Here is a 13,486-nt window from a genome sequence, read left to right as displayed (position 1 = left end):
TTTAGCAGAATAGTCTTTACCCCAAACTCTCCACCAACTCCTGCAAACGATCGCTCCCATCTCGAAAAATAGACCAACCATCGCCCACTAGCACCGCTTCCACCTTCTCCAAACCAGCCAACCTGCGAACAGAAGCCACAGCTTGTTCTCGATTCATCAGCTTTTCATCTGATAACATAGTTAAGGTACCGGCTTTGTGCGATCGCACTAAATCCCCAGTAATCAAGGTCTTTTCCTCCAACAACAAGGCCAACTCACCGGGAGTTTTGGAACCTTGCATTTCTATCACCTTCAGTCCGGGGACAAACTCTTCACCATCAATCAACCAGCGATCGCATAAAATCGGAAAATACTCCTTTTCCCCAGCCGGGCCAGCAATCTTGGCATAGGTTTGACTAGCAATTTCCTTTGCTGACCTCAAATGATCCGAATTCGTCAAAATAATCCAAACCACACCACCGAGAGATTCCAAGTGATTCCAATCATGATTTGATAAAGCTACTGGGTCAATCAAAATATTACCCTCTGGACGAATCCAGGCAAAGCCATTGAAATCAATATTTCTTGCAGGATTGAAACAAGACCAGCTGTATAAATCAGGACGGTGCAGAGATTTCATGGTGATTTGGGTTCAGAACCTTCAATAGTTCCCATAGGTCAGCATCAATACTGTATCAAGAATCAATCTATTAAGTTCAAAACTTATATTCCTCAAAGTCAAAATCGGATGTGAACCATCTACACTGTAACCTAGAGCTTTCGATAGAATGGTAAATGGACGTAAAATACAATAACTGACTAAGCGTAATTCCCCATGACCACTTCATCCCGCCGCTACCACATTACTACCTTTGGTTGCCAAATGAATAAAGCCGACTCAGAGCGCATGGCAGGCATCTTAGAAGACATGGGCTTTGAGTGGTCAGAAGACCCAAATCATGCAAATGTAATTCTTTATAATACCTGTACAATTCGGGATAATGCCGAGCAGAAAGTTTATTCTTATCTTGGTAGACAAGCAAAGCGCAAACATGAACAGCCAGATTTAACTTTAATTGTAGCTGGTTGCGTTGCCCAGCAAGAAGGAGAAGCTTTATTGCGACGTGTACCAGAATTAGATTTGGTGATGGGACCCCAACACGCTAATCGTCTCAAAGATTTGCTAGAGTCAGTTTTTGAAGGCAATCAGGTAGTCGCTACAGAAGAGGTGCATATCATGGAAGATATCACCCAACCACGTCGAGATAGTCAAGTGACAGCTTGGGTAAATGTGATTTATGGCTGTAACGAACGTTGTACTTATTGCGTGGTTCCTAACGTGCGAGGCGTGGAACAGTCGCGGACACCGGAAGCTATTCGGGCGGAAATCACAGAATTAGGTAAACAAGGTTATAAAGAAATTACCCTACTCGGTCAAAATATTGATGCTTACGGCAGAGATTTACCAGGTGCAACTCCTGAAGGTCGTCACCTGCACACATTGACAGATTTACTGTATTATGTACATGATGTGCCAGGAATTGAACGACTACGTTTTGCTACAAGTCATCCCCGTTATTTTACAGAACGGCTAATTAAGGCTTGTGCAGAGTTGCCAAAGGTGTGCGAACATTTTCATATTCCTTTTCAGTCTGGTGATAACGAGCTATTAAAGGCGATGTCACGAGGTTATACCCAAGAAAAATATCGCCGGATTATTGATACTATCCGCCGCTATATGCCCGATGCCTCTATTAGTGGAGATGCAATTGTGGGTTTTCCGGGAGAGACAGAAGCCCAGTTTGAAAATACTCTGAAATTGGTGGATGATATTGGTTTTGATTTGTTGAATACTGCTGCTTATTCACCCCGTCCAGGAACACCTGCGGCCTTGTGGGATAATCAATTGAGTGAAGAAGTCAAAAGCGATCGCTTACAAAGATTAAATCATCTCGTCAATGTCAAAGCCGCCGAGCGATCGCAACGTTATTTTGGCAGAATTGAAGAAATACTAGTTGAAGACCAAAATACCAAAGATAAAACCCAAGTAATGGGACGCACTCGCGGTAATCGTCTGACTTTCTTCACCGGCGATATCAATCAACTCAAAGGGCAAATAGTAAAAGTGAAAATTACCGAAGTTCGCCCCTTTAGCTTGACTGGAGAACCAGTGGAAGTACGGCAAGTTGTAACGGTGTAATATTGTGTTCGGTTAAAGACTTATCATTAGGGCTGACGCGGAGATGGGCTGACGCGGTGACGCGGTGAGTCTTTTTTGATAAGTAATGAAGTGAACATGAGGTATAGCAGGAGTTAGAAGGGGCGTATTGCAATACGCCCGTACAGGAGTCAGGAGTAAAACCCTCTTGTAGTGAGAGTTTCATTATCAATTGATGTCCTAACCACCCTGTCCACGGCTATAATTCGTAATTATAGCAACGGACAAAGAGGTTATATCAATTCACTTAAGTAAAGCTACAAATGAATCTCCGCGTCCCCGCGTCCCCTCGTCCCCGCGTCAGTCCATTTGTATCAATCTTAAAGTGAAACGGTGTCACCTGCTTCTAGGGGCGAAAATCCGCCCCAATATATTAATTACCAGCTTGTTGGATTAAATTATCCAATTCCTGCTGCATCTGACTTTTGACTAATTCATAGCATTCATTAACATAAGTGCGATCGCTTGCGGCTTCTTTTCCATAGCGTTCAAACACAATTGGTGGACATACTCTAGTGTGGATAGGCACAGGCAAGGGAATATTAGGCAGAGGTCCAAGGGCTAAACCCCAAGGTAGTCCCAGATAAATAGGAAAAACTAGTGGATCAACCCCAAACAGCCACGGCATCCCCCACTTGTGGAATTGCTCAACAACTTTGTACAAATCCGCCAAAATAAATAGGGTATCATGCGCCCCCCAAGAAATCGCCGGCACAATTGGCACATTTTCCCGTAACGCCAGCTTGATAAATCCACGTCGTTCAGCAAAGTAAATTTTGTCCCGCATTTCATGGGGACGGAACACATCTTCTGCACCACCAGGATAAACTAAAACACTAGCTCCAGAGCGTAAAGCCTGATAAGCAATTTGCGGATGAGCGATAATAGCCCCACCTTTCATCGCTATTTCTGCTAAAGCTGGGAAAACTTCCCAAGCTTTGGGATGCATTAAACCGTAAATTGGTTTTTCAGCCCCAAAGCGGCGTATCCAGTCGTACATCATCATGGACGTGTCGGGAGAAGCGAGTCCCCCATTATGGGAGCCGACAATGAGGATTTTTTCATCTGGGACATTTTCCCAACCACTAGTTTGGACTCGAAAATAGTAGTTATACAAAAAGCCCAAGAGGGGCATGATTGATTCGATGAACTTTGGATCTCGCTTATCCAAAGACCAACCGGGTTTTGTTTTTTGGGGATGTTTTGTTTTTAACATCTAAACATTTTATCAAGATTATAAAAGAGCAACAATCTGGTCTGTCGTGGTTGGATAATAATATCAGAAGTAAAAACCGACTATAGCCATAGCTTTCTGATCAAGGGCTAATTTCAGCATCAGAAAAAATGTTGATTCTTCAGTTTAAAAATCCCATTTACTAGATTATGAATATTCACACAAGCCTAAAAATCATTCTAGCCGATTCAATTATTGGCACGGTATTACCAGAAATAGCCTTACTGGACTTGCCTAATTGGTGGTTAGCTGGAGGTGCAGTGCGAAATACAGTTTGGTGTTCCATGTTTGGGACAGAATGTGGGTTAGTCATTAACGACTTTGATATTGCATTCTTTGATGACGGGGGGAACCGTTCCCAAGAACTAGCAGCAAAGGCTACTCTCACAGCCAAATTTCCTGATTATGTGTTTGATATTAAAAATCAGTGCAGTTTTGCTCGTTGGCGTGATGGTCGTAGAACTTATTCTAGTGTAGAGGATGGCATTAAAGATTGGCTACACACCGCTACTGCTGTAGGCGTAAAGATAGATACACAAGGTGAATGGCAATTTTTCACTCCCTATGGATTAGATGACCTGTTTGCTGGTATTATTCGACCGACTCCAGCCCATACTCACAACCCAAATGCGGATAAAAAAGCATCTGGATTTCTGGAAAAGTGTTCCTGTCTGCGGTTCATATCTCATTCAAGAGTGGTGAATAATCAAGAGAGCGTGTAAATAATTAAAGGTTTTTAGTGAGGACTTTAGTCCTCTGTATCTCCTATCATCGACGCTGCGCTAACGAAACGCTACAAGGACAGCAAAGCCTCGCTTTTGGCGATACAAATAAGGGCTAAAGCCCTGACTAGGAATTGAATTAAGTAGCCATCATCAACTGCGTACACCAAGACACATAAAAAAACTTCTTATGTCAGGTACATATAACTAATCTTACCGAACTCTTCAAGACGCTTAACTAAAGGTGGGGTGAAGCGAGGAGAATCTACTAAAATGTTACCTTCAGGAAGTTGAATTAAATAACTAGCAGCACCATAGGAGTTTTCTGAATGATAGCCGCAATGGTAAATATTTTCAGCAACTAAAATGGGGAAACTTTGTTGAGCAAGTTTGATATCTTTGGGTTTTTCAACTGTACCAATGGAACTGGTAGGACAAGCTAACAATGCTTGAAGTGCGGCTAATCTTTCGGTTTCGTTTGTTGGTTGATGGTAAACTGCTGATTGTTCATCTACACGATGAAATATTTCGGGAGTCATCCAACGACAGGTATCACAATCAATGCAGGTACTATCGACGTAAAAATCGCCGTTAATATTTTGGGGACGACGTTGGTTTAAATGAGCCATATTCAAACCTCTGCTGAGAGAGAAGTTTTATATCTCTAATTTAGCAAAGTTTAACTATTAATTTGATGAAGTAGCCATCATGAACTGCGTACACCAGACAGAACACATGAAAAAAACTTCTTATTCCCCTCCTCGAAACAGCGGGGAGGGGTTAGGGGTGGGGTTTTATTTTCAAGTCAGGTAGACAGAATTAAATGTCAGATAAAATTTTTGTCGTAGTGAGCGATTTATCGCTCTCTTGCTAGGTTTGATAGGGCTAAAGCCCTTACTACTAACTTTTCTTTTATTCAGTCTTACTACTTATAATAATTTTATATTACTTAACAGAGTTGGATTGATTTTCGTCAGCTTACTTACTTTTTTATTCAAATTAACTCTCTAATTAATTCTTGAAATTTTGGCTCTTTTTTAATATCATCAAAATCTATATCAATCACAGCATCTTCCCTATATCGAGAATTAAGTTGAATCGCTTTTTGGAGATTTTCTAAAGCTAATTCAATTTCTCTTTGTAGTGCATAACAAGCTGCTTTATTGTAAAAAGCACTAGCATAGTCAGATTTTATTTCTAGCGCTTTATCAAAGTTGGTAATTGCTTCCTCATCCTCTCCCAACATCACCAAAGTGTAACCTCGTTTATCCCAGATTTTAGGGGAATTAGGTTGAAATTGCAATGCTTCATCAAAAGAAGCGATCGCATCTTCATAACGTTCTAATTCTACCAAAGATAAACCACGGTTTAACCAAGCAACTCCATCATCAGGCTTAATTTGGATAGCTTTATCAAAACAGTTAAACGCTTCTTGATGTTTGTTTAAATTTCCACAAGCCACACCAATATCACACCAGGCTTGATGATAGTCAGGCTTGATTTTAATGGCTTGATTGTAGGAAGCAATTGCTTCTTTATAACGTTTTAATCTGCTGAGAATTATACCACGTTTTAGCCAAATTTCAGCATCATCAGGTTGAATTTTTACAGCTTGTTCATAAACTGCAAATGCATCTGCATAACGTTTTTCTGAAAACAGAATATCTCCTTCTTTGATATAATCATCAGCAGAAAGTGTTGTTTGAGGTGGTTCTGGTATTTGTTCTGATTCGGGAATAGCTGTAGGCGTGATTTTTATTAATTCTTGTACCTGAGAATTTTGCTGCTGTTGAGCATCTAATTGTAATTCTGAAAGTTGATGAACAAATTCTGTTTCTAATTTTTCTAACTTCTTCAAAACCCGATTTTTTTGTTGTTGCACATTATTTTGTAATTTTGAAAATTCAGAAGTCAGTTCACCACCTGATTTTTCTAAATTAGCAATTACTAACTGTTGGTATTGTTGAGCGTCTACCTGTAATTCTGAAAGTTGGTTAGTAAATTCAATATTTAATTTAGCTAAACTCTCCAACATTGTATCTTTTTGAGTTTGAGCATTACTTTGTAATTCGGAAATTTCAGATTTCAATAAATTATTTAATTTTCCTATATCCTCTATTATCCTATCTCTTTGGGTTTGAGCATCTAACTGAAATTGAGATAATTGAACCGCAAAATCTGAATGTAAGTTTGCTAAACTTTCCAGAGTCTTATCTTTTTGCTGTTCTGTTTCCAAATGTAAAACTTGCACTTGAGATATACAATCAGCACTAGATGTTTCTATATTCCTAATAGCTAAATCTTTTTCTTGTTTAGCACTAAGTTGGAATTCCCCTAATTTATCAGCCAAATCAGATTCTAATTCCCGTAAATTTTTAGATGTTATATCTCGTTGGAGTTGAGCAAATGAATTAAATTTATCCAGTTGAATATTTAATGTTGCTTGTAAAAGCTGGATATTTTCTTGAGCATTATTTACTTCACTTTCTAGTGCTGACAAAAATTCTTGTTTTGATTGAGGTAAATCAGATAATAAGATAGATAAATTTTCTTCCTCAGCTTGAATTTTTGCTTTCAGAGAGTTCACTTCTTGTGCTAATTCCTGAGTTATAATATTAGCTTCTTGAATAATATTTTCTGCTTCTTGCTTGACAGTAGTTAGCTGAATTTGTAACTTTTCCATTCCCTGTATTTGTTGCATTGCTTTGTCAACAATTTCCCGAATTGCTGCTCGGCGTAACAGCCACAATACCGCAATCAAAGCTACAGGAAATAAACTTAAGATAGTTAACCAGACATTCAATAGAGTATTTGTACGGGTAAAAGCACGCTCAAAATTAGACTGTACTTGCTTTTGAATTCTGTTTTCTGCACGCAGTCGCGTTAATTCTTCCCGTTCCTGATTTGATAATACCAGAGAAGATGGTGCAGATAGCGCAGGTTGTCCACTGATAAAACCAGTAGAAAGCAGCAAGGGTGAAAATAAAATCGCGCTTTTCAAAGCTAAAGCTAAGATTATTGGGTTTTTGCTCTTCATGACAACCTTCCCTATCCGTTAATTAGTTTTGGAAGCGGCGCGCCTATATGCCATCTATAATAGATGATTGGTGTGAGATTACCGGACTCTATTAGTCTGTCTACCTAAATCTTAATTTTATATTACGCCACGCGGCTTGAGCAAAAAGTCCTAAATCATATCTTGTACCATCATCATTATTGCCGAAATCCAAGTCTATAACCATGATTATTTCCTAATCTGGGAATTTTCTACCCTTCATTTTTGATATTACGTTAAATACAATTTACCCTTCAAAGTAGCTGTCATGAAATTATCCTTTTTCGGGCAAAAAACCAAATTGATTCGCCAAAAAGTGAAAGAATACTGGCACTTATTTAATCAATGGTATGTAAATACTCCAGAAAGAGCTATTTTAGATGCTTATGAATCGGCTCAAGCTATCCACAAGATAGAAATAGAACAATTTGATGGGCAAAAAATTTCTCCTGAATTAGCCAATTATACAGAAAATGTCATGTCTTATTGGCAGGGAAATCTCAATAGACATTTAACTATTATCAAAGTGAGATTAGCCGAATTTAATTTAGGCAGTACATTTATCAATACTTCAGATTCCAGTATATTAGAAAAGCTCAAATTTATTGATGAAGTAACAGCTAGGTATACTCCACCAGATGAATCAATTTTTGAACCTTTACCCATTAATCCTAATGCAGTTCAAAACCCAGCAAATTCACCAACTAAAAATATTGTAGATTCTGCACATCCAACTAAAAAAACTGGGGCAATTCCTAGATCAATTGGCATCACAATTAATAAAATTACCCAAGATTTTGCCCCTAATGCAGAAGCAGAGTTTGTGAAAAAATATCGAATTTCTAGAAATAGGACAAGAAGGGCAATCAAATTTTTATTGCTGCTGATTATTTTACCAATATTAACTCAGCATTTTTCCAAGCTTTTGTTAGTAAAGCCTATAGTAGAACATTTTAGAGTTGAAAATAAAACACAAATTTTTCTAAATTCAGAAATGGAAGAAGAAGCTTTGACAGAATTAAAATTTTTTGAAAGAGAATTAAAATTTGAGAGTCTTCTACGTCAAGCACCTAAACTTTCACCAGAAAAATTTGAAGCGAAGCTTAAGGAGAAAGTTATAGAAATAGCCGCAGAATTTAATTATAAAAGTAGCAGCGCTATCAGTAATGTATTTGCAGATTTAATTTCACTGGTTGCTTTTGCTATGGTTATTGCTTTTAGCAAAAAAGATATTATCTTTGTCAAATATTTTATCGATGAAATTATTTATGGTTTAAGTGATAGTGCTAAGGCATTTTTAATTATTTTATTTACAGATATTTTTGTTGGCTTCCACTCTCCGCATGGGTGGGAAATTCTTTTAGAAGGATTAGCCGAACATTTGGGTTTACCAGCAAGTAGAAGCGGAATATTTCTATTTATCGCTACATTTCCTGTGATTCTAAACACGATATTTAAATACTGGATTTTCCGCTATCTTAGCCGTTTATCTCCTTCAGCATTAGCAACTTTGAAAGAAATGGATGAGTAGATGAGCAATTTTCAGAAGATGGAAAATTAGCATATACAGCAGAATTCAGGAGTCAGGAGTAAAACTAGCGAATGTGTCTAGGTTTCAATTTTGATTCTGTACCTCATAACATCGGGAAGTGCTGTATAATTACGGACAGGGAACAGGGAACAGGGAACAGGGAACAGGGAACAGGGAACAGGGAACAGGGAACAGGGAACAGGGAACAGGGAACAGGGAACAGGGAACAGGGAACAGGGAACAGGGAACAGGGAACAGGGAACAGGGAACAGGGAACAGGGAACAGGGAACAGGGAACACGTCTCTACAAGAGTTTGGATATCATCAAAAATCATTTTCATACATCAAATCAGCAATGCCATAATTCCCATAGCATAAAATATTTAAAAACTTAGTAACAAAAATACCAATTAACAGAAAAATACATCCAAGATTTTACAGCTTGATTTTAGATTAATAAGTGTCAATTAACCATTTATTAAATTTGTCAAGATATCAATAAGTGTTTATGAATTTCTAGAAAGTTTTAGTGTAAAATCTAAGTTGATCTGTTACTAATAAAGGTTGATAATTGCTTTTTTGTAGCAGACAAAAGTAATTCATAATATTGAGGTATAATAGCTTATTAAGCTCTTTTCCCTCTCCCATACCAACGAATTTAGAAATTAATTTCCTGATTTAGGCTTATGAGTATCTTCTTCAATCAAAAATTTCAAATCACAGCCGGTGTTGCCACGTTAATACTTGCTAATTTAGCTAATAACTATCTAACTCCACAGTCTGTGAATAAGCGGCTAATTCAGCAACAACAAGTTACACCAAATTTAGCTTTTATTCAACCGTCAAATACTGCTAAAACTCAAACTTCTCTGACTGAAGCGCCAATTAGTAATTTTATTAATCAGCAAATATCTGATCTAAATATCAGCCAGAAGTCTAAAAATCCATCTGTATTCTATTCGGTTATTGATGAGTGGAAAAAATATCAATATAGTGTGAACGGCAATCATATTTTAAAACCAGTAAAATTGCCAACTACCAAAGTTAGTTTTAATCAAGCTGATTTATTAACGGTGCTAACAAATACTAGAAAATATTTCCAAGATCATGCCCAAACAGACCCAGATATTTCTCGAAATGGACTGTTATTAAGCCAAGGAGTTACTCTAGAAGATATACTTAAAACTTTAGAGTTTATGATTACAGTTTTACAGGAGGATATTAGTAATAATCGCACTACTCGGTTACAAGATCCTAATTTTATTAACGCTAATTTTCGAGTAATTAAATGGTCTGCTTATAACCCGGAAAAGCCAAAACAGAAGCAATTGCGAATTACAAAATATGCTGTTTTCACCCATCCTGGTTCTCGCAGCAAAACTTCTAAATATAATATACCAATTTATAGTTTAAAAGAAAATTCAGATGCTGATAAATTTTACATGAAATATACGAAGCAGGATGTTTTGTCAGGTATTTATGAACCTGGTGGTAAAGAATTTGGTAAAGTTGAGCCTTTGGCATATTTAACTCGTGAAGGTTTAGAAGAAGCCTTAATGCAGGGAACAATCTTGATTAATTTTACAGATGGTTCTAAAGCATTTTTTAATGTGGATAGAAACAATGGCATATCTTATGTTAAAGGCTTAAAAGCCACATCACAAAAACGTTATTGGTATTTTAGAAAAGTTGATCAAATTAAAGGTTATGGACACAAAATCGATGCCAAAATCTCTATCAAACCAGGCGTAACTTTTGCTGGGGATGTATTAAATATGGGGTTAGGAAGGGTAGTGATTATGGAGTATAATCAAGCTGGAAAAAAACGCTTACAAATGGGAGTAATTGCAGATACAGGTGGCGCGTTTTTGCCCAATCTTGCTCAACTCGATTTTTTGGCGGGTATTTTTAAGAATCAAAGAGAATTTAGGCAGCATATTCAGCAATTACCAGAATATGCTACTGCATATATTTTGGTGAAAAAGTAACAAATTTCTGGTTTTAAGCCTTGGTGGTGGCTGAAATCAAAATAACGCCATTACCGCAGCAGGAGAACCAGAACCACCCCGCAATCGGAGAATACCAATCACCAGAGTAGCGCCTTGGGGTGGCAGTTGATCTAAATTGGTCAGGTTTTCTAATACAATGAGCGATGGGCTTGGGGACTGTCCTTCGTGCGATCGCTCTAACAACAACCGATTAGTAGTAAAATTAACATCTTGCCCTGAATCTACACCATGAGTATCAATTCCAACTCCAGCAATTTTGCGTTCAGTAATTAAAAACTGGGTTGCATCACTCCCAAAGCCTGGAAAATGCATATTTCCATGTTCGTCCTGATTCAAAAAGGCGTTTTTATCTAGCCATTTAGCTTGCCATCCCGTATAAAGCAGCACTGTGCAACCAGTAGGAATAGTCCCAAATTCTGCTTCCCAAATCTGAATATCCGCAATAGTGAGGAGATAATCAGCATTCACTGCTGCTTGTTTGCAGATATCTATAACTACCGCAGGTACTACCAAAGATGGGGCGGGGTATTCATCAATACTTATACCATTCGTGTAAAAACTATTAGGGGCATTAATATGAGTAGCGCTATGTTCCCCTAAAGAAAAACGTCGGAGATAATAACCATCATCTTGCAATTCGGCAATAGTAGTAAATGTGACAGGAGGATCGCCTGGCCATTGAGGAATACCCGTGTCAATAACATGACTCAGGTGGATGACACAGGAATAGGCGATACTATTTTGCTTATTGATGTGTATAATAGCGTTCCTCTCTGATTCAGTTGTTGGTATTATCTTAAACAATTCAAAAGTCAAAATTCAAAACAGTTACAAAAAAAGGGAACAGGGAACAGGGAATAGGGAATAGGGAATAGATAAGAAACTTTAGTTCTGAGTTTAAAGCTCAGTCAAAATCTGATAAATAATCCCCCAATACCTGCAAATATCAGGTATATGGGGGTTTTAAATGTTGCAGCAAAAAGTGAATTTAATATTAGTGAACAAGCAAAAGGTTAAGCTTTAGGTAAAATTTAGAGAAAATAAGGTTAAAATTAGGGAAAAATATCCGCATATTTAGCAATCAATCAAGGAATATTTAATTTCTAGAGATGTCTAATAAATAGGTAGAAGTGGAGACTACATTACCTGCAATATACTACTATATGAGTAAACCTATTTTTTAGCCCTATGAATCGTTCAGCCTGCCTAATATTTAATCCGGTTGCGGGTCAGGGTAATCCAGAATTAGAATTAGCTCAAATTAGGGCATTATTAGAGCCAGCAATTGATCTAGATATTTATTTCACAACTGAAGAGATAGATGCTGATGAACTAGCGCAAGCAGCGGTAGAAAGGGGAGTAGAGGAGATTATTGTTTCCGGGGGAGATGGAACTTTATCAGCAGCAGCAACAGCGATAATTAATACAGATATTCCCTTTGGCATTATTTCCAGGGGAACAGCAAACGCTTTTGCCGCAGCTTTAAATATTCCCAATACAATCATCGCCGCTTGTGAAACAATTTTAGAAGGTAAAACTCGCACAGTAGATATAGCTTATTGCAATGATAGACCGATGGTTTTATTGGTAGGTATTGGCTTTGAAGCGGGAGCGGTCGAAAAAGCAGACAGGGAAGCCAAAAATCGTTTTGGAATGATAGCCTACATTTTAGCAGGCATCCAACAACTGCAAAATTTACAGAAATTCGCTGTCGAAATTGAAACAGAAGACAAGATAATTAGCACTATTGCGTCAGCGGTGACAGTGGCAAATGCTGCACCTCCCACATCAGTTTTAGCTCAGGGGCCAGCAGGTATTATTTTTGATGATGGATTACTAGATTTAACCATTGTAGCTCCAGATAATAAAGCTGGTGCGATCGCAGCCACGTTCCATTTATTTCAAAGCGCTTCCACCGGTACCGCAGCGGAACGAGATGATATTGGCTATCTGCGAAGTAAACAGTTTAAAATCACAACTGACCCACCGCAAAAGATAGTCATAGATGGAGAAATAGTTGGTACAACTCCTGTAGAAATTAACTGCATACCAGGTGGCTTGAAGATTTTTGTACCATCAGTAGAAGAAGAAATACTCATTGAAAAATTAGAAGGACTGCCTAATTTGAATGTGGAAATAAAACACTCAGATGAATAACGGGTGCAATCAAGTAATTGCACCCAGAACAGAGCATATTCACTAAATCATGCCGGTTCCTTTACCACGTTTATCGCCTTTTTCTGTTAATTCACCGGCTTTATCTTCATTCACTTCTCTTAGTTCCTCAACGCGTTCTGCGGCATCTCTAACTATTTCTTTGCGCGCATCCCCTGGAACTTCATAATACATTTCTGGTTCAACTGGATAATTATTCACTAACCCTTCTTGATCAATAGTGTAACCATCAGTGGTGCGGATGCTTTCATTATTAGTTTGGTCATCGGTAGGCGCACTTGAGAGTTTTTCTTCTGTGGGAACTTGTTTATAATTTTCTCCTTCTCTGGCTATACGCGCCGCTGTTTCTGCTGGAATTATGCCCCGATCATATGAATCTGAATCAACACGATGAGCAGAATCAATATTTTTATTCCCTGCTTTCTTAACCATCAATTTTGTCCTCATTATGTTTTCATCACTTCGAGACTAGATTATAGTTATGGAAAATATAAATCTACTATCTGAAGAAGTAAGTAAATATAAAATATTAACTAATATTCTCTATCGGAAGATTTATTCAT

The 13,486-nt window shown here is 37.9% G+C and carries 11 protein-coding genes and 1 pseudogene; 6 read left to right on the top strand and 6 right to left on the bottom strand.

Annotated elements, in window-relative coordinates; translation table 11 throughout:
- Positions 1-16: 16 nt before the first annotated feature.
- Complete coding sequence (locus A9Y75_RS15530) at positions 17-619, bottom strand: MBL fold metallo-hydrolase (protein ID WP_071190440.1); 603 nt, start codon at positions 617-619, stop codon at positions 17-19.
- 195 nt (positions 620-814) lie between these two features.
- Between A9Y75_RS15530 and miaB the strand changes: the two genes are divergently transcribed.
- A complete protein-coding gene (gene miaB, locus A9Y75_RS15525; RefSeq protein WP_071190439.1) occupies positions 815-2,179 on the top strand; it encodes a tRNA (N6-isopentenyl adenosine(37)-C2)-methylthiotransferase MiaB in 1,365 nt (454 codons plus the stop codon).
- Positions 2,180-2,570: 391 nt separating this feature from the next.
- On the opposite strand, the gene A9Y75_RS15520 is transcribed toward miaB, so the two are convergent.
- Entirely contained in the window at positions 2,571-3,413 is an 843-nt protein-coding gene (locus A9Y75_RS15520; protein WP_071190438.1) for a lysophospholipid acyltransferase family protein, read from the bottom strand.
- A 167-nt stretch (positions 3,414-3,580) separates the two neighbouring features.
- Between A9Y75_RS15520 and A9Y75_RS15515 the strand changes: the two genes are divergently transcribed.
- Positions 3,581-4,153: a nucleotidyltransferase family protein gene (locus A9Y75_RS15515; RefSeq protein ID WP_071190437.1), complete on the top strand. Its 573-nt coding sequence runs from the start codon at positions 3,581-3,583 to the stop codon at positions 4,151-4,153.
- Positions 4,154-4,344: 191 nt separating this feature from the next.
- Here A9Y75_RS15515 and A9Y75_RS15510 read toward each other — a convergent pair.
- A pseudogene (locus A9Y75_RS15510) lies at positions 4,345-4,782 on the bottom strand (ferredoxin); the annotation flags it as partial.
- A gap of 365 nt (positions 4,783-5,147) precedes the next feature.
- A complete protein-coding gene (locus tag A9Y75_RS15505) occupies positions 5,148-7,190 on the bottom strand; it encodes a tetratricopeptide repeat protein (RefSeq protein ID WP_071190436.1) in 2,043 nt (680 codons plus the stop codon).
- Between the two features lie 286 nt (positions 7,191-7,476).
- Here A9Y75_RS15505 and A9Y75_RS15500 point away from each other — a divergent pair, with 286 nt between their 5' ends.
- The 3 genes from A9Y75_RS15500 to A9Y75_RS15490 all read left to right on the top strand — a co-directional run bounded on the left by A9Y75_RS15500 (position 7,477) and on the right by A9Y75_RS15490 (position 10,727).
- Complete coding sequence (locus A9Y75_RS15500; RefSeq protein ID WP_071190435.1) at positions 7,477-8,739, top strand: proton extrusion protein PcxA; 1,263 nt, start codon at positions 7,477-7,479, stop codon at positions 8,737-8,739.
- A 118-nt stretch (positions 8,740-8,857) separates the two neighbouring features.
- Positions 8,858-9,103, top strand: a complete 246-nt coding sequence (locus A9Y75_RS15495; RefSeq protein ID WP_071190434.1) for a hypothetical protein — start codon at positions 8,858-8,860, stop codon at positions 9,101-9,103.
- A 322-nt stretch (positions 9,104-9,425) separates the two neighbouring features.
- Entirely contained in the window at positions 9,426-10,727 is a 1,302-nt protein-coding gene (locus A9Y75_RS15490; protein WP_071190433.1) for a hypothetical protein, read from the top strand.
- Positions 10,728-10,763: 36 nt separating this feature from the next.
- On the opposite strand, the gene A9Y75_RS15485 is transcribed toward A9Y75_RS15490, so the two are convergent.
- Positions 10,764-11,507 carry a cyclase family protein gene (locus A9Y75_RS15485; protein ID WP_071190587.1) on the bottom strand — a complete coding sequence of 248 codons (744 nt, stop codon included), beginning with the start codon at positions 11,505-11,507 and terminating at the stop codon, positions 10,764-10,766.
- Between the two features lie 429 nt (positions 11,508-11,936).
- Between A9Y75_RS15485 and A9Y75_RS15480 the strand changes: the two genes are divergently transcribed.
- Complete coding sequence (locus A9Y75_RS15480; RefSeq protein WP_071190432.1) at positions 11,937-12,905, top strand: YegS/Rv2252/BmrU family lipid kinase; 969 nt, start codon at positions 11,937-11,939, stop codon at positions 12,903-12,905.
- Between the two features lie 42 nt (positions 12,906-12,947).
- On the opposite strand, the gene A9Y75_RS15475 is transcribed toward A9Y75_RS15480, so the two are convergent.
- Positions 12,948-13,355, bottom strand: coding sequence for a hypothetical protein (locus tag A9Y75_RS15475; protein ID WP_071190431.1), 408 nt, complete (start codon positions 13,353-13,355; stop codon positions 12,948-12,950).
- Positions 13,356-13,486: the final 131 nt, after the last annotated feature.

Source organism: Trichormus sp. NMC-1 (genome assembly GCF_001858025.1).
Lineage (GTDB): Bacteria > Cyanobacteriota > Cyanobacteriia > Cyanobacteriales > Nostocaceae > Anabaena.
This window is presented reverse-complemented; position numbering and strand designations above follow the sequence as displayed.

Coding starts and splice junctions, on each gene's coding strand:
- A9Y75_RS15530 (WP_071190440.1), bottom strand. CDS start 619: ATGAAATCTCTGCACCGTCCTGATTTATACAGCTGGTCTTGTTTCAAT.
- A9Y75_RS15520 (WP_071190438.1), bottom strand. CDS start 3,413: ATGTTAAAAACAAAACATCCCCAAAAAACAAAACCCGGTTGGTCTTTG.
- A9Y75_RS15505 (WP_071190436.1), bottom strand. CDS start 7,190: ATGAAGAGCAAAAACCCAATAATCTTAGCTTTAGCTTTGAAAAGCGCG.
- A9Y75_RS15490 (WP_071190433.1), top strand. CDS start 9,426: ATGAGTATCTTCTTCAATCAAAAATTTCAAATCACAGCCGGTGTTGCC.
- A9Y75_RS15480 (WP_071190432.1), top strand. CDS start 11,937: ATGAATCGTTCAGCCTGCCTAATATTTAATCCGGTTGCGGGTCAGGGT.
- miaB (WP_071190439.1), top strand. CDS start 815: ATGACCACTTCATCCCGCCGCTACCACATTACTACCTTTGGTTGCCAA.
- A9Y75_RS15500 (WP_071190435.1), top strand. CDS start 7,477: ATGAAATTATCCTTTTTCGGGCAAAAAACCAAATTGATTCGCCAAAAA.
- A9Y75_RS15475 (WP_071190431.1), bottom strand. CDS start 13,355: ATGGTTAAGAAAGCAGGGAATAAAAATATTGATTCTGCTCATCGTGTT.
- A9Y75_RS15515 (WP_071190437.1), top strand. CDS start 3,581: ATGAATATTCACACAAGCCTAAAAATCATTCTAGCCGATTCAATTATT.